Source organism: Nonomuraea sp. NPDC050451 (assembly GCF_044458585.1).
In genome coordinates this window covers 840,529-859,546 of the sequence record NZ_JBITHZ010000002.1, presented here as the reverse complement: position 1 = coordinate 859,546, position 19,018 = coordinate 840,529, and the positions used below count along the sequence as shown (strand labels likewise).

The following is a 19,018-nucleotide window of genomic DNA, read 5'->3' as shown; positions in this document are numbered from 1 at the left end:
GAGATCGGTGCCGATCCGCGATTCATAACAACGGACAGGCGCCCGCCGGCGCGGGCGCCTGACAGCGTCAGAGGGACGTCTGCTCGTCGGCGGCCGGGGCCTGCCCGGACGGCAGGGCCTCGGGCCCAGAGGCCAGGGCGCCGCCGATCGCGCCGATGGTGTTGGTCAGCCGCACGCCCGAGCCGTCGCGGCGGCCGATCTCCTCCGGCAGCGGCACCGGCTTGCCCACCGCCGAGACCGCCTTGGCCGGAGCCGGGCCGGCCCACGCCAGCAGCAGCTCGTCCTCGCCCTTCAGGAACCGCTGCGCCCGGACCCCGCCCGTCGCCCGTCCCTTGGGCGGGAACTCGGCGTAGTCGGACACCTTGCCGCCGCCCACCTGCGTGCCGGGCAGCGCCGTCGAGGAGCCCGCGATCGTGACCACGTGCGCGGGACGCTCGGGATCCACCACCCCGAACCAGATCACCCGCGCCCCGCCGTCGAGCCGGATGCCCGCCATGCCGCCCGCCGGGCGGCCCTGCGGGCGCACCTGCGAGGCCGGGTAGCGCAGGAGCTGGGCGTCGGAGGAGATGAACACCAGGTCGTGCGACTCCGACACCAGCTCGACCGCGCCCACCACGGTGTCGCCGTCCTTCAGCGTGATCACTTCGAAGTCGTCGCGGTTGGCCGGGTAGTCGGGCACCACCCGCTTGACCACGCCCTGCGCCGTGCCCAGGGCCAGGCCGGGGCCGTCGGGGTCGAGGGAGCCCAGCCCGACCACCTTCTCGTCGGGCTGCAGCGAGACGTATTCGGACACCGGGTGCCCGCCCGACAGGGACGGCGGGTTGGCCGTGGTCGGCAGGGTCGGCAGGTCGACGACCTGGATCCGGATCAGCCGGCCCAGCGACGTCACCACGCCCACCTCACCGCGTACCGACGTCCTCACGACCGACACCAGCACGTCGTGCGCCGAGCGTTCGCCCTCGCCTGACAGCGGCGTGGCGTCGGAGGTGCGGGCCAGCAGGCCGGTCGAGGACAGCAGCGCCAGGCACGGGTCGTCGGCCACCTGCAGGTCCACGACCGCGACCGGGGTGCGGGTGACGCCGGGCGCCTCCAGCAGGACGGTGCGACGCGGCATGCCGTACTTCTTGGCCACGTCGGCGAGTTCGCCCGAGACCACCTGGCGCAGCTTGGTGTCGGAGGAGAGGATCTCGGTCAGCTTGGCGATCTCGTCGCTCAGCGTCTCCTTCTCCCGGTCCAGCTCCAGCTTGTCGAACCTGGTGAGCCGGCGCAGCGGCGTGTCCAGGATGTAGGCGGCCTGGATCTCGGTCAGGTCGAACACTTCCATCAGCCGCGCGCGCGCCTGGGCCGAGTCATCGGAGGAGCGGATGACCTGGATGACCTCGTCGATGTTGAGCAGGGCGATGATGAGGCCGTCGACCAGGTGGAGGCGCTCCTCGCGCTTGCGCCGCCTGAACTCCGACCTGCGGCGCACCACCTCGAGCCGGTGGTCGACGTAGACCTGGAGCATCTCGCGCAGGCCGAGCGTGCGCGGCTCGCCGTCGACGAGGGCGACGTTGTTGATGCCGAACGTCTCCTCCATCGGCGTCAGCCGGTAGAGCTCCTCGAGGACGGCCTCGGGGATGAAGCCGTTCTTGATCTCGATGACCAGCCGGAGGCCCTTGTGGCGGTCGGTGAGGTCCTTGAGGTCGGCGATGCCCTGGAGCTTCTTGGACGTCACCAGCTCCTTGATCTTGGTGACGACGCGCTCGGGGCCGACGTTGTAGGGGAGCTCGGTGACGACGATGCCCTTGCGGCGGGGCGTGATCTGCTCGACCGCGCACTTGGCCCGCATGCGGAACGTGCCACGGCCGGTCTCGTACGCGTCGCGCACGCCCTGCAGCCCGATGATCGAGCCGCCCGTCGGCAGGTCGGGACCCGGCACGAACGTCATCAGCTCGTCCAGCGTCGCGTCCGGCTTCTTGATCAGGTGGCGGGCGGCGGCCACGACCTCGTTGAGGTTGTGCGGCGCCATGTTGGTGGCCATGCCGACCGCGATGCCGCTGGTGCCGTTGACCAGCAGGTTGGGGAACGCCGACGGCATGACGACCGGCTCGGTCTCCTGGCCGTCGTAGTTGGGCTTGAAGTCGACGGTGTCCTCGTCGAGGGCGTCGACCATGAGCATCGCCGCCGGGGCCAGCCTCGCCTCGGTGTAACGCATGGCGGCGGGTAGGTCGTCGGGGGAGCCGAAGTTGCCGTGGCCGTCGACGAGCGGCAGGCGCATGGAGAACGGCTGCGCCAGGCGCACGAGGGCGTCGTAGATGGCGCTGTCGCCATGGGGGTGCAGCTTGCCCATGACGTCGCCGACGACGCGCGACGACTTGACGTGGCCGCGATCCGGTCGCAGGCCCATCTCACTCATCGAGTAGAGGATGCGACGCTGCACGGGCTTGAGGCCGTCGCGCGCGTCGGGCAGGGCGCGCTGGTAGATCACCGAGTAGGCGTACTCGAGATAGCTGGTGCGCATCTCGGAGGTGACGTCGATGTCGACGATCCGCTCCTCGAAGTCCTCGGGCGGGGGTGCAGTCGTGCGTCGGGCCATGTCGAACATTGTGCCGAAGGTATTCGGGTGCCCGCGACTCGTTGGCGTCACAAGTCGCGACCGGCCTGTACGGAAGGCTCTCCCGAACGCCCCTTGACCAAGCAATTGCTTGGGTCATACGTTCGGGCCGAGGGTTCCCACCTGTATCCGGAGGTGTCATGATCGAGTTCCATCCCGTGACCATGCACATCGGCGCCGAGGTCACCGGGGTCGATCTGCGCAAACCGCTGTCGCAGGAAGAGGTCGCCACCCTGCGGGCCGGCTGGCTCAGGCACCTCGTGCTGTTCTTCCGCGACCAGCACATCGACGACGAACAGCACCTGCAATTCGCCCTGAACTTCGGCTCGCTCAACCACCCCGCCTTCAAGAAGGACTCCACCAGCCCCATCCACGTCCTCGACCAGACCTCACCGAAGGGCGAGGGCGGGGACGAGTGGCACAGCGACAACACCTTCGAGCCCACCCCGCCGATGGGCTCCCTGCTCCGCTGCGTCCAGCTGCCCAGCGTGGGCGGGGACACGTGCTGGGCGAACACGTACCTGGCCTACGAGACGCTCTCGCCGTCGCTGCAGCGGCTGTGCGACGAGCTGACCGCCGTGCACGACATCACGATGTCGATGAAGAAGGCGATCGCGAAGGGGCACCCGTTCGACCTGGCCGAGATCCAGGCCCAGTGGCCGCCGGTGGAGCGCCCGGTGGTCCGCGTGCACCCGGAGACCGGCCGCAAGGCCCTTTTCGTCAACCGCGCCTCCACGACCCGCCTGGTGGGGCTGACGGACCGGGAGAACGAGGCGCTGCTGCCGCTCCTGATCGACCACATCCGGTCGCCGGAGTACCAGCTCAGGCTGCGGTGGCGGCCCGGCACGCTGGCGTTCTGGGACAACCGCCCGACCCAGCACTACGCGGTGGCCGACTACACCGAACGCCGCCGCATGCACCGCGTCACCATCAACGCCTTCCCCGAGCACGCCGACAAGTAGCGGCACGGCTTGAGGCCCGCCGGCCCATTCCGTCGGAGAAAGCTGGTAACAAGGGGGGCATGAGTGAAGCCCCCGATGTCGCGATGCTGCGTGAAGAGGCCGAGGAGCGGTTGCGGGCCCTGGCCGGGGAGCACGCCGTGCTGCGCGACGATCAGTGGGCCGCGATCGAGGCGCTGGTCCTGGATCGGCGGCGGGTGCTCGTCGTGCAGCGCACCGGTTGGGGCAAGTCGGCCGTCTACTTCGTGGCCACCGCGCTCCTGCGCGAGCTCGGCGAGGGCCCCACGGTCATCGTCTCGCCGCTGCTGGCGCTCATGCGCAACCAGATCGCCGCCGCCGAGCGGGCCGGCATCAGGGCCGTCACGATCAACTCCGCCAACCCCGAGGCGTGGGAGGAGATCTACGGCGAGGTCGCCGAGGGCATGGTCGACGTGCTGCTGGTCAGCCCCGAGCGGCTCAACAACCCCGACTTCCGTGACAACGTCCTGCCCGAGCTGGCCGAGAGCGCCGGGCTGGTGGTGGTGGACGAGGCCCACTGCATCTCCGACTGGGGCCACGACTTCCGGCCCGACTACCGCAGGCTGGCCACGCTGTTCGAGGAGCTGCCGCCGGGCATCCCCGTCCTGGCCACCACCGCCACCGCCAACGCCCGCGTCACCCGTGACGTGGCCGAGCAGATGCGCCTGCCCGGCGACGACGGCGACGGCACGCTCGTGCTGCGCGGGCCGCTGGAGCGGGAGAGCCTGCATCTGAGCGTCGTGCGCCTGCCCACCGCCGAGCAGCGGCTGGCCTGGCTGGCGCAGACGCTGCGCGAGCTGCCCGGCTCCGGCATCGTCTACACCCTGACCGTCGCCGCCGCCCACGAGATCGCCGGATACCTGCGCGACCAGGGGTTCGAGGTGGCCGCCTACTCCGGGCAGACCGACCCGGCCGAGCGGCTGGCGGCCGAGGAGGCGCTGCTGACCAACAAACTCAAGGCGCTGGTGGCGACGAGCGCGCTGGGGATGGGGTTCGACAAGCCGGATCTGGGGTTCGTGGTGCACGTGGGGGCGCCGCAGTCGCCCGTCGCCTACTACCAGCAGGTCGGCCGGGCCGGGCGCGGGGTCGAGCGGGCCGAGGTGATCCTGCTGCCGGGCACCGAGGATCGGGATATCTGGTCATATTTCGCCTCGCTGGCGTTCCCGCCCGAGCCCGTCGTACAGACCACGCTCCGGACGCTCGAAGAGCGCGGCGTGACGTCCACCCCGGCGCTGGAGACGGCGGTCGACCTGAGCCGGAGCCGGCTGGAGATGATGCTCAAGGTGCTCGACGTGGACGGCGCGGTCCGGCGGGTCAAGGGCGGCTGGGAGGCCACCGGCGAGCCGTGGGCGTACGACGTCGAGCGCTACACCCGCATCGCCGCCGAGCGCAGGGCCGAGCAGGAGGCCATGCTGGCCTATCTGACGACGTCCGAGTGCCGGGAGCAGTTCCTGCGCAGGCACCTCGACGACGAGACCGCCACGCCGTGCGGACGCTGCGACAACTGCACCGGGCGGCACCGCTCGCCGGAGATCGGCGCGCAGGCCGTCGAGGGCGCCCGGCAGCGGCTGAGCAGGCCCGGCGTCGAGATCGAGGCCCGCAGGCAGTGGCCCACCGGGCTGTCCGACCTGTCCGGGCGGATCAAGCCGGAGCTGGGCGCCGAGCCCGGCCGGGCGCTCGGGCGGCTGACCGACATCGGCTGGGGCAACCGGCTGCGGGAGCTGTTCAACGGGGGCGACGGGCCGGTGCCCGACGACGTGTTCAAGGCCGTGGTGCAGGTGCTGGCGGCCTGGGAGTGGCGCGAGCGGCCCGTGGCCGTGGTCAACGTTCCGTCCGCGACGCGCCCCACGCTGGTGCGCAGCTTCGCCGAGCGGTTGGCGTCCGTGGGGCGGCTGTCCTATCTCGGCGAGCTGGGCTATCGGGCGGGGGCGCCCGGCCAGCAGTTCAACAGCGCGAAGCGGGTGCAGGCGGTCCGGGGGACGCTCGCCATGCCCAAGGAGCTGGGCGCCTCGATCGCCGATTGCGGCGGGCCGGTGCTGCTGGTGGACGACCGCGTCGACACGGGGTGGACGGTGACGCTGGCGGCGGCCCTGATCCGGCACGCGGGCGCTCCGGCGGTCCTCCCGCTCACCCTGGCCGTCACCTCGTGAGGCGCCTACTTGACGCCCATGGTGAGCAGGTCGTAGTTGCCGAAGACGGGGCTGACGTGGACGTTGGTGGCGTTCTGGCCGCGTAGCAGCACCGGGCACACCCAGACCAGCGGCACGAGCACGGCTTCGTCGGCGAGCTTCCGCTCCACCTCGGTCCACAGGCCGGCCCGCTTGCCCGCGTCGAGCTCGGCCCTGGCCCGGTCCATGAGATCGTCGATCGCCTTGACGCGGACGCTCACGTTGAACGAATACGTGTCGGTGATCTGCCTGCTGTCCGCCATCGACGACAGGAACGAGTCGGGGTCGGGCCAGTCAGGCGCCCAGGACTTGGGGATCAGGCCGATGCCCTGCCGCTTGAGGTTGCCGGGGTTGCCGCCGTATGTCTTGTGGAACTCCGCGGTGGAGACCTGCCGCAGCTTGACGTCGATGCCGATCTCGCCGAGGTCGCGCTGTACGACCTCGGCGATCTGCTTCTCGGCGGACAGATCCCGATAGACGTAGTTGGCGGTGAACCCGGACGGTTTCCCGCACGCGGCCAGCGACTGCTTGGCGGCCTGCTGGTCGCCCTCGGCCTTCAGGCTCGGATCGCGCCAGCGATCGCCGGCGACCGCGGGCGGGACGAGCGACGTGGGCAGCTGGGACTGCGTCGGCCCGCCGTAGGCGAGGGCGAGGTTCTTGAGGTTGAGCGCGCGGACCACCGCCCTGCGGCAGTCGACCTTGTCGAACGGCGCCACCTGCGGGTTGATCGCCAGCATGCGCACGGACGTGCTCACCGGGACGTCGGCCCGCTTCCTGAGCGCCGGGTCGGCGAGCACCGCGGCCTCGCTGCTCGCCGAGCTGGTCATGAAGCCGAAATCGGCGGTGCCGGCCCGCAGCCGCTGCTCGGCGTCGGCGACCTGGTAGTCGATCTCGTACCGGTCGGGGAGCGCATTGCGGTTGGGGTCCGTGGCGGCGGCCCACTGGTCGTTGCGGGTGAGGACGATCTTCTTCTTGTCGGCGGACACACTCTCGATCTTGTACGGGCCCGAGGCGAGGACTGTGTCCTGCGTGTCCTTGGCCTTCGGCACGGGGATCGTCTCGGGGAGCTGCACGACGTCGTCGAACGTCGCGTAGGGCCGCTTGAGGTGGAAGACGATCGTCCGGTCGTCGGGGGTCTGGATGGCGGAGTCGGTGTTCGCGCTCGGCGACTTGCCGGGACCCTGGTAGCCGGAGGGGAGATCGAGCATGAGGTCGAAGTAGGTCGATCCCAGGTTGCGGGAGGGATCCATGCTCCGCAGGATCGCGTACTTGACGTCCTCGGAGGTGACCGGCGTGCCGTCCTGATATTTCACGCCTTGCCGGAGTTTGTAGGTCCAGGTCTTGCCGCCGTCGCTCGGCACGCCGAGCGATTCGGCCAGGTCCGGCACGATCTGCGTCCCGGCGGCTCCCGGCGCCGGCTTGAACATCGTCAGCGAACGCCCGTAGAGCCGCACCAGGTTCATGGAATCCGGCATGTACATGTTCCCCGGATCGACGGACTCCAGCTCGTACGGCGAGACGACGCGCAGGGTCCCGCCCTTCTTGGCCGAAGGGTCCGCCACGGAGGTCACGGCCGTCCCGAAGGCCGCCACCTGCGGGGCCGTGGGCGTGGGGTTCGACGGGGTGTCCTCGGGATGGGTCCGCGCCACGAGCCACACCGCGACCCCGGTCACGAGAGCGGTGGCCGCCGCCCCGATCGAGATCAGGGCCCTGCGCTGCCTGCCCCGCCGCGAGGGCTCGGTCGCGGCCCCCGGCGCGGGCGGCCGTACGGGGCCGCCCACCGGCTGCGGCGGCCGCTCCACGGGCGGGGCGGTGCCGGCGCGGATGAGGTCCCGCATCAGCTGCTCGGCGGTGGGTCGTCGCCGGGGGTCCTTGGCCAGGCAGGCCCACAGCAGCGGCGCTATCTCCGGCGGCACGCCGTTCAGGTCGGCGTCGAGGTTGAGGATGCGGTGCATGACCACGGGCAGCGGCCCGAAGCCGAAGGCCCCGCGCCCGGTGGCGGCGAAGATCATGGTGCCCGCCCAGGCGAACACGTCGCTCGCCGGAGAGGCCTCTCCGAGGAACTGCTCGGGGGCCATGAACGCGGGGGTGCCCACGATGCTGCTGGTCAGGCTCTGGCTGATGTCGAGCGCCCGGGCGATGCCGAAGTCGATCACACGGGGCCCGTCCGGCCCTAGCAGCACGTTGCTGGGTTTGAAGTCCCGGTGGACGACCCCGGATCCGTGGATGGCCACCAGGGCCGTGGCGGTGGTGATCGCCAGCCGCACGAGCGCCGGGCCCTGGACGGGGCCTTCCTTGGTGACCTGGTGGTGCAGGGAGGGCCCGTCGACGTACTCGCCGACGATGAAGGGCTGGTCGTTGACGGCTCCGACCTCGAGCACGCGTGCCGTGCAGAACTCGGCCACCCGCCGCGCCGCCTCGGCCTCGCGGCGGAAGCGGCGTACCGCCTGCTCGTCGTCGGCGAACCTGGCGTGCAGCAGCTTGATCGCGACCTGCTCGCCGGACGGGGAGACGCCGAGGTAGACGCTGCCCTGACCGCCTTCGCCGAGAAAGCCGGTGACCTTGTACGAACCCACCGACGTGGGGTCGCCCGGCCTTAACGGACGCACGCCGCGCATCCGGCTCCCTTATTCGCACTCATCCCGATTTTCTCCACCATAGCGGTGCAAGACCGCTCACAAGGGAGACCTGTGGGACTAGAACGGCGGCCGGGCGCCCAGGTGCATGATGGCCTTGGCGGCCAGGCGGCAGCCCGCGGCCAGCGACTCGGTCGGCGGCTTGCCCGCCAGCCAGACGGGCAGGAAACCGGCGCAGAACGCGTCTCCGGCGCCCGTGCCGTCCACGATCTTGTCGACCGGCTCGGCGGCCACGTGGACCGGGTCGGGGCGGCCGTTGGCGTACCACAGCGCGCCTTCGGCGGTCATCTTGATGACGACCTGCGGGAACCACGCGGTCAGCACCTTGGCGGCGGCCTCGGCTTCGTCGCGGCCGGTCAGCACCTTGGCCTGCTCGATGTTGGCGAACAGCAGCTTGGCCCCGTTGGTCCACTCCAGGAACGACTCGGCGCCCGTGCGCTCCAGAGGCGCGGACGAGGCGCAGTCGACCGAGATCGACATGCCGCTGCGCCTGGCCATGTCGAGCGCGGCGAGGCCCGCGTCGCGCGAACCCTCGTTGATCAGCGTGTAGCCGGACAGGTGGAGGTGGGCCCCGCCCGTGAACAGGTCACGCGGCAGGTCCTCCGGCGACAGCGCGGCGTTGGCACCGGGGTCGGAGAGCATGGTGCGCTCGCCCTTGTGCGTGACGAGCACCACGCACGTGCCGGTGGGCCGCTCGGGATCCATGACGAGCCGGGCGTCGACGCCGTAGCCCATCAGCTCCATGTCGCGGTTACGCCCCGTGATGTCGGCGCCCCTGCGGCCGATGAAGGCCACCTCGGCGCCCTCGACGGCCAGCCACGAGGCGATGTTGGCCCCCGAGCCGCCGCCGTGCATGGTCACGATCGCCGGGGTGTCACTCGCCCTGGCAAGCGCATAACGGGCGCGCGCGACCGCGTCGGTCATGAGATCGCCCACCACGACGACCCGCGTCATGATGTCACCACCTTGCTGCCTTCAGAACGAGCCTGGCCACGGCAAAACTAACAGCTTCCGGGCTGCCCGTGGGGCGGTCCCAGGACACCGGGCTGCAGTCGATGCACAAGCGTTGCCCAACAGGGGCTCCGGTCTTGGCATATGAAATGCGGGTTTACGCTCGACACTGTGGAGGCACACTATCCGGCCCACTGGGAAGCCGACGTCGTTTTGGCCGACGGAGGCACCGCGCACGTACGACCGATCAAGCCCGCCGACGCCGACCGCCTCCGCTCTTTCTACTCGCGGCTGTCCGACGAGTCGATCTATTTCCGGTTCTTCGGGCCGAGGCCCCGGCTGTCCGACCGGGAAGTCGAGCGGTTCACCAACGTCGACTACGTCAACCGGGTCGCGCTGATCGCCACCATCGGCGCCGAGATGGTCGCCGTCATCCGTTACGACCGCACCGGCCCCGGCGAGGCCGAGATCGCCTTCCTCGTCGAGGACGCGCATCAGGGCAGGGGAGTGGCCTCCGTGCTCCTGGAGCACCTGGCGGCCACCGCCCGCGAGAACGGCATCGAACGCTTCGTCGCCGACGTCCTGCCCGCCAACATGCGCATGATGGGCCTGCTGCGCCAGGCCGGTTACACGGCCCAGAGCCAGTTCGAGGACGGCGTCGTACGCATGACGCTCGACCTCACCCCCACCGAGACCTCGACGGAGGTCACGCTCTCCCGCGAGCACCGCGCCGAGTCCCGGTCCATCGCCAGGCTGCTCGCCCCCGGCTCGGTCGCCGTCATCGGCGCCTCGCGCGAGCCCGGCGGGGTCGGCCAGACCGTCCTGCGCAACCTGCTGGGCGCCGACTTCACCGGCCCCGTCTACCCGGTGCACCGGGAGGTGCGGGCCGTGGCGGGCGTGCGGGCCTATCCGAGCGTGGGGGCCATCGACGGCGACGTCGACCTGGCCGTGGTGGCCGTGCCCGCCTCCGGCGTGATCGACGTGGTCAAGGAATGCGCGGAGAAGGGCGTGCACGGGCTGGTGGTGGTCTCCTCCGGGTTCGGGGAGACGGGCCAGGAGGGCAAGGCCAGGCAGGACGAGCTGGCTCGCCTCGCGCGTTCGTACGGGCTGCGCGTCGTGGGCCCCAACTGCCTCGGCATCGCCAACACCGACCCCGCCGTCCAGCTCAACGCGACCCTCGCCGCCACCCTGCCGTGCCGGGGCAAGGTGGGGTTCTTCAGCCAGTCGGGCGCGCTCGGCACCGCGCTGCTCCAGCGGGTGGCACAGCGCGGCATGGGCATCTCGACGTTCGTCTCCGCGGGCAACCGGGCCGACGTCTCCGGCAACGACCTGCTGCAGTACTGGGAGGAAGACGACTCGACCGAGGTGATCCTGCTCTACCTGGAGTCGCTCGGCAATCCGCGCAAGTTCACCCGGCTGGCCAGGCGCATCGCCCACAGCAAGCCGGTCGTGGTGGTCAAGAGCGGCGGCACCCCCGCCGGGCACTCGGCGGAGGAGCTGCGGCTGCCCGACTCGGCGATCAGCTCGCTGTTCGAGCAGGCGGGGCTGATCAGGGTCGACGACCTCATCCAGCTCTTCGACGTGGGCCAGCTGCTGGCCTATCAGCCGCTGCCCGCCGGGCCTCGGGTCGCGCTCGTGACCAACTCCGACGCGCTCGGGCTCCTGGCCGCCGACGCCTGCCTCGCCGCCGGCCTCGAACCCCGCTCGCCGGTCAACCTGGGCGCCGCCGCCGGGACCTCGGAGTTCGGCGCGGCCCTCGCCGGCGAGCTGGCCTCTCCCGACGTGGACGCCGCCGTCGTGATCTACATGCCGCCCATCCCCGGCGACACGGACGCGGTGGCGGCCGAGCTGCTGCGGGTCTCGAAGGACTCCGGCAAGCCGGTGGTGGCGACGTTCCAGGGGCATCTGGGCATGCACCCGGCCCTCCGCGTCGAGACCGGCCCGCCGGGGTGCGGGACGACGCCCTCGCGCGGCTCGATCCCCTCGTACGCGGCGCCCGAGGAGGCCGTACGGGCGCTGGCCCATGTGGTCCGCTACGCGAGGTGGCGCGCCCACCCGGCGGTGCCGCCGCCGGAGCTGGACGACATCGACACGGCCCGCGCCAAGGCCCTCGTCCAGGCGGCCCTCACCACGACCGGCGCGTCAGAGGTGGGGGAGGGCCCCGCCACGCCGTCGCAGTCGGGGGCGTTCGCGCAGCCTGGCCCGCCGGTCGAGGTGGACGCCGCCGAGCTCCTGTCCTGCTACGGCCTGACCGTCTGGCCCGCCGAAGTGGTGCGGTCGCCGGACGAGGCGGTGAAGGCGGCCGAGCGGCTCGGGTGGCCGGTGGTGCTCAAGGTGGCAGACCCCGGCGCCTCGCAGCGCGCGGGCACCGTGCGGCTCGGCCTGACCGGGCCCGAGATGGTCCGCCACGCCTACGCCGAGTTCGCCGACCAGCTGGGCGAACGCGTCGAGCTGGCGGTCCAGCGCATGGCGCCGCAGCCGGCCGTCCCGACCGTAGTGGGCGTCGTCGAGGACCCCGCGTTCGGCCCCTTCGTCTCGTTCGGGCTCGGCGAGGTGACCGCGCGCCTCCTCCTCGACCAGGGCTTCCGCCTGGCCCCCCTGACCCGCGAGGACGCCGCCGCACTCGTGCGTTCCGTCCGCGCGGCCCCGCTGCTCTTCGGTGAGTACGGCTACCCGCCCGTGGCCGTGGACGCCCTGGAAGACCTCCTGGTACGCGTCGGCCGCCTGGCCCACGACCTGCCGGAGGTGGCCCGGCTGGACCTGGACCAGGTGCTCGTCGGCGAGTCGGGGGTCATCGCCCTCGGCGCCCGCGCCACCCTCCGCACTCCGGCGGGCCCACGCCTCGACGGCGGCCCCCGGAGGCTGTCGTGATCAGCTCTCAGCGAAGGGCGGCCGACGGCGGCGAATGGGGTGAACCAAAGCGTCCTTTGATGCCTGGATAAAAGACGTTATAGAGCGTTATATCCGGCGGGTGAGCACACAGCCTCGTCCTGGCAGGATGGACCCATGAGGGAAACCCGAGTCTCAGCCGCGGGCCTGCGTGAAGCGATCGAGCGCAGCGGCTACTATCCCGACCTCGTCACCGATGCGGTCGAATCCGCGCTGGGCAAGGACGCAGTGACCGCCTTCGTGGTCCATCACGAGGCCACTTTCGATCCCGCCATGGAGGTGCGCAGGCACGTCACGGTGCTGGTGCTGTCGGCGACGCGGCTGCTGGTCTGCCACACCGACGAGCATCCCGCGGTCGAGGGCGTCTCGACGTCCCATGCCTCCACGACCACGGAGGCCGTGCGCCTGAGCCGCGTCCAGTCGGTCGCCGTCACGCGCGTGGTGCCCGACCCCGCCTCCTACGTCCCGGGCGTGCCTCCCACGGAGGTGACGCTCACGATCGGGTGGGGCGCCATCTCGCACGTGGACCTGGAGCCGGCGACCTGCGGCGACGAAAACTGCGAGGCCGACCACGGCTACACGGGCGCGATCACGGCCGACGACCTGTCCCTGCGGGTCAGCGAGGCGGCCGACGGCCCGGAAGCGGTCACCCACGTCCTCGCCTTCGCCAAGGCCCTCTCCGAAGCCACCGCCCGCGCTTCCTGAGGAGCGATCCGCCGAGGCTTAGGATGAACGACATGCTGGTGCCGGGGTACGGCGGCGGGTCACTCGCGGACCTGCCCGACGCGTTGCTGGCGGCGCTGGGCGTACGCGCATCCGACCCGGATACGGCGAGCTCACCCGCACCGTCAGGTGGAGGGCCGCTCGTCCTGGAGCCGGCCGATCGCGTGTGCCTGTTCCTGGTCGACGGCCTGGGCGCCGAGTTGCTGAGGGCCCACGCCGAGGCCGCCCCGTTCCTGTCCGGCCTGGCGGGCCGGACCCTCACCGCCGGATTCCCGGCCACGACCGTCACCAGCCTCTGCTCCCTGGGCACCGGCCTGACCCCGGGCGAGCACGGCATGCTCGGCCTGACGCTGGCCGTGCCCGGCACCGGCCACCTGTTCAACTGCCTGCGGTGGACCCTCCCCGACGGTCTCACCATGGATCCCGAGCAGTGGCAGCCCGCCCCGACCGTCTACCAGCGCGCCACCCTGGCCGGGCTCGACGCGGTCTACGTCGCCCCCGCCGAGTTCGAGGGCACCGGCCTGACGAAGGCCGTCTACCGGGGCGTACGCTACGTGGCCGCCGACACCGTGGACGACCGCGTGGCCCGCGTGCACGAGTCGATGCGCCAAGGGGCGGCGCATGTCACCGTCTATTACGGCGATCTGGACGCCGCCGGGCACATGACGGGGTGGGGCAGCGCTGAGTGGCTGCGGCAGCTCGCCGTCGTCGACGACATGGCCCAGCGGCTCGCGCAGGGCCTGCCCCCTGGGTCCGCCCTCTACGTGACCGCCGACCACGGCATGGTCAACGCCACCGAGAAGATCGACGCCGAGAGCGTGCCCGAGCTGACGGAGGGCGTGGCGCTGCTCGGCGGGGAGGCCAGGGCCAGGCACGTCTACGCCGAGCCGGGAGCCGGGCGCGACGTGCTGGAGGCGTGGCGCGAGACCCTTCGCGGGAAGGCCTGGGTGGTGTCCAGGCGGGAGGCGGTGGAGTCGGGCTGGTTCGGCCCTCGGGTGCGGGACGCGTGGCTGGGGCGCATCGGCGACGTCGTGGCCGTGCCGTACGCCGACCTGGCGATCATCGCGCCCACCCACCACAGGATCGAGGCCCTGTTCACCGGCTACCACGGCTCGATGACGGCGGCCGAGCAGCACGTGCCGCTGCTTGAGGTCCGCACGTGACCTGGCCGGGGATACTGTGACGAGTTCCGGCGACGAATTCTCTGGGGGTACGCCTTGACCAGCCCGCTGATCACACCGGCCGAGCTCGCCGCGCTCGATGACGTGACGGTGCTCGACGTCCGCTGGCGGCTCGGCGGGCCGCCCGGGGTGGAGTTCTACCGCGAGGGTCACATTCCGGGCGCCGTCTACTGCGATCTGGACCAGGATCTCGCGGCCGCGCCCGGCGCGGGCGGGCGGCATCCGCTGCCCGGGGCAGGCGCGTTCCAGAGCGCGATGCGGCGGCTCGGAGTGTCGGACGGGCGCCCCGCGGTCGTCTACGACGACGCCGGCTCCACGGTCGCGGCCAGGGCCTGGTGGGCGCTGCGCTACTTCGGCCACCAGGACGTCCGCGTCCTCGACGGCGGGCTGCCCGCGTGGACCGAGGCCGGGCTGCCCACCACGAAGGACTCACCCGACCTCCCGGCGTCCGGCGACTTCACCGCGCGGCCCGGCGGGATGCCGGCCTTGACGGCCGACGAGGCGGCGACGCTGGCCACCCAGGGCGTGCTGCTCGACGCCAGAGCCGCCGAACGCTACCGGGGCGAGGTGGAGCCGATCGATCCGGTGGCCGGGCACGTTCCCGGGGCCATCAGCGCGCCCACCACGGAGAACGTCGGGCCCGACGGCCGCTTCCTCACGCCCGCCACCCTCCGGGACCGCTTCACCGGGCTCGGGGTCCGGGAAGGGGTTCAGGCGGGGGCTTACTGCGGTTCCGGCGTGACGGCCGCGCACGAGGTGCTGGCCCTGGAGGTGGCCGGCCTGCCCGCCGCCCTGTACGTGGGCTCCTGGTCCAACTGGGTGGCCGACCCCTCCCGCCCAATCGCCACCGGCTGACCCTGGGCCCCGGCCGGCCCGGGCCCACGGTTGACCCCGGGCCCAGCTGATCCCGGCGGGCGGCGGATCGGCCGGTCTCCGGCTGCGGCATGGCGGGTGGGGCGGTGTGCTCGGCGAGACACCTGCTCCGATGGCGACGAGGCCGCCTGGCTGCTGCCACTTGCCCACGCGACAACGGCAAGGCGCCCCACAGCAGTCGGCTGCCGCTGATCCGACGGCTCGCGCCCGATCGGCTTGGAGTCGTCCGAAGCCGCCCGGGCCGCCCGAGCCGCCCGGGTCGTCCACGCCCGGGCCGTCCGGGGCTGGCCGGGGGCGGCCGAGGCGAACGGGTCGGCGTGTGGGGGTGCCGTCGCCCTGGCGTAAGTCGTCGCGGCGGCCCCCGTAACACCGGCCCTCAATACAACGGATGGTCGCCGGCGCCGAAGCAGACGAAGCCGGTTTCGCCGGTCTTGGCGGCTGCGGAGGCCAGGGCCGCGTTCGGGGGCTGGCCCGCCACCAGCAGTTCGTGGAACATGCTCATGAGCGCCCGAGCCCCCTCGTCCCGCACCGGCACCAGCCCCGCCACCACGCACGCGGACCCCTTGGACAGGAACGTTCCGGGCAGGCCCAGCGGCGCCCCCTCCACCGGCGTGCGCGACATCCCCGAGTTGCAGGCCGACAGCACCACCAGCCCCGGCGACCGCGGGATGTCCAGCAGGTCGTAGGCCATGAGCGAGCCGTCCTCCAGCGTGATCCCCGACACCAGCGGGCTGCGCGCGTGGAAGACTCCGTGCGCGGCCAGGTGGAGGACGTCGGCCGCCACCAGGGCCTCCAGGACCGGCCCGGTGCGCCCCGGCGCCTCGCGCCCGTCCGGGTGGCAGGCGAGCACGTTCCCCACCTCGGCGTGCGCGTGCGCCAGGGCGGGTCCGGCCGCCGCCACCACCACCGGCGGACCGCTCCGGCGGGCGCGGGCGAGCTCCCGAGCCCGCACCCAGCCGGCCGCGCTGGCGACCACGTCGACCGGACGTTCGCGCAGGCACGGCAGCGCGCCCCACGGCAGCGTGTGCAGGGCGTCCACCGGCACCACCACCAGCGGTCCGTCTCCCAGCTCGGCGAGGAGCGGGCGCAGCAGCAGCCCTTCGACCTCCAGAGCCGCCACCTCGACGCTCTCCAAGCCGCAGCGAAGATGCGGCGTCGCGGAGCACTGGCGGCGCAGCGCGTGACGGAGCCGGACGATCGCCTCCTTGACCTGCCGCACGTCGCCCACCCGCCGCAGCGCCACCCGATCCCCGGTGACGAGTACGGCCAGCAGCGCGTCCTCGTCCGCCACGAACTCCACCAGCGCCCCGAACCCCAGCTCCGCCCGCACCCGTTCGGGATCCACCAGCGAGCACGCGTGCGAGGGCGCGGCCACCGCCCGCCACCGCTCCGCGAACTCGAACACCTCTCCCGCGGATCCGCCCCGCACCGCCAGCCCCAGCCCGAACCCCGCCAGCCGCTCCCCGGCCCTGGCCGCGTGGGCGCGCAGCGAGGGATCGTCGAACGTCTCCACCCGCTCGCCCACCTCCGACAGTCCGACGCGAACCGCCCGGAAGGCCCCCGTGGCGTCCTCCTGCAGTGACGCCTCCAGGGCGAGCGCGTGCTGCCGCACCGGCACCGGGATCTCCGCCTCCCGCGCTGGCTCCGAGTCCAGCGGGGTGAGCCGGGTGCCGATCGGGGGGAACGGCTCTTCACGTTCGGCGTGCTCGGTGAGGAGGGCCAGCTGCGCCGAGGCCGTCGGATGGTCGTCCACGGCCAGCGCCGCCTCGGCCGCCACCAGCCGCAGCGCGGCAGCGCCCGCCAGGTGCGCCAGGCCGTCCTCCAGCTCGTCCGCGCACTCGACCAGATCGGCGACCAGGGCGGGGGTGACGGGTTCGAGCGTCAGCCGGGCCCGCAGGACGACCTCCTTGGCCAGCGGCAGCCACGACATCCGGTCCTGCTCGGCCAGCTCGCCGGCCGCCTGCTCGGCCACCTCCCGCGCCCGGCGCGGGTCGCCGGTCAGCAGCTCCACCTGGGCCAGCTTCAGCCGCGCCTCGGCCAGCGCCACGTGCGCCCCCGACGCCTCGAGATCGGGTACGGCCAGGCTCAGCATGGCCCTGGCCTCGCCCGGCAGGTGGGCGGCCAGCAGGGCGCCGGCGAAGTCCGCCCGCATCGTGGCCAGCCGCTCGGGGAAGCCGAACAGGGTGTCCTCGGCCTCGCGGTAGAGCTTGAACGCCCCCGCGATGTCGCCCCGGCGTACCGCGAGGAAAGGCAGGTTCGCGGCGGACAGGCGGGCCAGGTGCCGCAGCCCCGAGTGCCGGGAGATCTCCAGGCAGGCGGTGAGGTCGCGCATGGCGGCGTCCCAGTCGCCGCGGTAGGAGTGGACGAGGCCGCGGTTGAGCAGCCCGCCCGCCAGGAACCTGCGGTCGTCGATGGTGCCCGGAGCGGTCACGAGGGCCCGCAGCGCGCGGTCGCAGGCGGCGATGGCCTCCTGGTGGCGGCCCAGGCGGGCCAGGGCGACCGCGCGCTGGGTGTCGAGCTTGGCGCGGTCCAGCGGTGAGAGGTGGGCCCAGGCCAGGGCGGCCACGCGCAGGGCCTGGAGCGGGTGGCCGCGTTCGGTGCGTACGGTGACGAGGGAGAGCCGGGCCTGGGCGATGCGCTCCGGCGGGGCGCCCGGGGTGGCGATGGCCTCGCGGAGGTGGTGCTCGGCGCTCCGCAGATCGCCGAGCTCGCGGGAGGCCAGCGCGATGGCCCTGTGCGCGACGGCCTCGCCCTCGGGGTTGCCGGCGCGGCGGGCGGACGAGAGCACGGTACGGCCGGCGTGAAGGGCGTGATCGGGATCGACCAGGGAGCGCATGACAGCGGCCTCGGCCGCCACGACGAGTGGATCTCGGTCGTCGGGTCGCTCTGGTGTTGCGCTCATTTGGGTGCCTTGGGAGGGAAACTCGGTGCTTGGGAACGGAAACGGCCGAGAGAGGCGACGCGGCTCTCTCGGCTGGTCGACAGGGCTGGTCAACAGCGGGCGTGTCAGGGCCGGATGCGCACCCATCGCGTCTGAACGGGCTTGTGCCCGGGGCGGTGGCAGACCACGCTCAGCCAGCCGGGCGGCAGGCCGGTGGCGGCGAAGTCGCCGGAGCCGGCGATCCGCCGGGTGAGCGTCAGATGGGGAGTGCGTACGTCGATGAGCGCGCCCTCCCCCGGGTACGGGAAGACGTGTCCCGCCACGTCGATGAGCCCGTCGCCGATCGTCACCTCCAGGTCGAAGGTGAGGCCCGCGACGACGAAGCGCACCAGATGGGAGTTTTCGTCATCGCGTACGCCGCCGGTCGCGCCGAGGTCGGCGGGGGCGGCCGTCACCGCCCCGGGGACCCGGAGCCGGTAGGCGTCACGCGCGGCGGCGGACACGTTGCCAGGGATCGGGTCGTTCCCGGAGGCCAGCCGGAGGGCCGCCAGGAAGTATTCGTCGTTGATCATTGCGCTGTCTCCTGTATTGAGATCAGAGTGCGCAGTTTTTCCAGGCACCGGGCCTTGGTCGGACCGATGCTGCCCACGGGCAGTCCGAGCTGTGACGCCATCTGCTGGTTGCCGAAGTCGACGGCGACCAGCTGGAGGAGTGAGCGGCAGGGCTCGTGCAGGTCGGAGACCGTCTTCCAGAGCAGGCGGCGGCCGTCGGCCTCCAGGACGGCGGACTCCGGGTCAGGGTCTTCGACGACCTCGAAGGAGGAGACCCCGGGACGATTCTTGCGCAGCAGCAGGAGGGCTTCACGGCGCACGGTCGTCACTAGCCAGGCCCCCACACCGGCCGGATCCCTGATGTTCGGCAGGTGCTGCAGCAGGCGCAACCAGGAGCCCTGGACCGCGTCCGCCGCGTCTGAGGGGCTCAGGCCGCATGCGCGGGCCACCGCCCACATGCGCGGCCCGAACCTGGACTCCAGCTCGTCCCAGGCCGTCCGGTCTCCCTCGGCCGCCGCTGCGAGCAGCTCCGCTGAATCGCGCATTGCGGCCTCCTTCCGTCCGGCACGAGCAGGCGATCATGCCTCCCCGT

General features: G+C 72.3%; 12 protein-coding genes. 6 read left to right on the top strand and 6 right to left on the bottom strand.

Features of this window, described 5'->3' with window-relative positions; genetic code table 11:
• Positions 1–67 precede the first annotated feature (67 nt).
• Entirely contained in the window at positions 68–2,578 is a 2,511-nt protein-coding gene (locus ACIBI9_RS10005; RefSeq protein ID WP_397221576.1) for a DNA topoisomerase (ATP-hydrolyzing) subunit A, read from the bottom strand.
• Between the two features lie 158 nt (positions 2,579–2,736).
• On the opposite strand from ACIBI9_RS10005, the gene ACIBI9_RS10000 reads away from it, so the two are divergent.
• Both ACIBI9_RS10000 and ACIBI9_RS09995 read left to right on the top strand, forming a co-directional pair.
• Positions 2,737–3,558 (top strand): TauD/TfdA dioxygenase family protein, encoded by an 822-nt coding sequence (locus tag ACIBI9_RS10000; RefSeq protein WP_394490681.1) that lies wholly within the window; start codon positions 2,737–2,739, stop codon positions 3,556–3,558.
• 59 nt (positions 3,559–3,617) lie between these two features.
• Positions 3,618–5,723, top strand: a complete 2,106-nt coding sequence (locus ACIBI9_RS09995; RefSeq protein WP_397221575.1) for a RecQ family ATP-dependent DNA helicase — start codon at positions 3,618–3,620, stop codon at positions 5,721–5,723.
• A gap of 5 nt (positions 5,724–5,728) precedes the next feature.
• Here ACIBI9_RS09995 and ACIBI9_RS09990 read toward each other — a convergent pair whose 3' ends face one another.
• Complete coding sequence (locus ACIBI9_RS09990) at positions 5,729–8,350, bottom strand: ABC transporter substrate-binding protein (protein ID WP_397221574.1); 2,622 nt, start codon at positions 8,348–8,350, stop codon at positions 5,729–5,731.
• Positions 8,351–8,437: 87 nt separating this feature from the next.
• Complete coding sequence (locus ACIBI9_RS09985) at positions 8,438–9,331, bottom strand: carbohydrate kinase family protein (protein ID WP_397221573.1); 894 nt, start codon at positions 9,329–9,331, stop codon at positions 8,438–8,440.
• A 141-nt stretch (positions 9,332–9,472) separates the two neighbouring features.
• Here ACIBI9_RS09985 and ACIBI9_RS09980 point away from each other — a divergent pair, with 141 nt between their 5' ends.
• The 4 genes from ACIBI9_RS09980 (at position 9,473) to ACIBI9_RS09965 (ending at position 14,976) form a co-directional block, all read left to right on the top strand.
• Positions 9,473–12,199, top strand: a complete 2,727-nt coding sequence (locus ACIBI9_RS09980) for a GNAT family N-acetyltransferase (RefSeq protein WP_397221572.1) — start codon at positions 9,473–9,475, stop codon at positions 12,197–12,199.
• A 135-nt stretch (positions 12,200–12,334) separates the two neighbouring features.
• Positions 12,335–12,922: a DUF5998 family protein gene (locus ACIBI9_RS09975; protein ID WP_397221571.1), complete on the top strand. Its 588-nt coding sequence runs from the start codon at positions 12,335–12,337 to the stop codon at positions 12,920–12,922.
• Positions 12,923–12,954: 32 nt separating this feature from the next.
• Entirely contained in the window at positions 12,955–14,103 is a 1,149-nt protein-coding gene (locus tag ACIBI9_RS09970) for an alkaline phosphatase family protein (protein ID WP_397221570.1), read from the top strand.
• A gap of 54 nt (positions 14,104–14,157) precedes the next feature.
• Positions 14,158–14,976, top strand: coding sequence for a sulfurtransferase (locus ACIBI9_RS09965; protein WP_397221568.1), 819 nt, complete (start codon positions 14,158–14,160; stop codon positions 14,974–14,976).
• Positions 14,977–15,370: 394 nt separating this feature from the next.
• On the opposite strand, the gene ACIBI9_RS09960 is transcribed toward ACIBI9_RS09965, so the two are convergent.
• From ACIBI9_RS09960 to ACIBI9_RS09950, 3 genes are all read right to left on the bottom strand, one after another.
• Entirely contained in the window at positions 15,371–17,896 is a 2,526-nt protein-coding gene (locus ACIBI9_RS09960) for a CHAT domain-containing protein (RefSeq protein WP_397221567.1), read from the bottom strand.
• 104 nt (positions 17,897–18,000) lie between these two features.
• The gene (locus ACIBI9_RS09955; RefSeq protein WP_394490666.1) at positions 18,001–18,447 is read right to left on the bottom strand and encodes a hypothetical protein; all 447 of its coding nucleotides are present in this window, start codon (positions 18,445–18,447) and stop codon (positions 18,001–18,003) included.
• Positions 18,444–18,971, bottom strand: coding sequence for an RNA polymerase sigma factor (locus tag ACIBI9_RS09950; protein WP_397221566.1), 528 nt, complete (start codon positions 18,969–18,971; stop codon positions 18,444–18,446). Before ACIBI9_RS09950 ends, ACIBI9_RS09955 begins: the two co-directional genes overlap by 4 nt.
• Positions 18,972–19,018 lie beyond the last annotated feature (47 nt).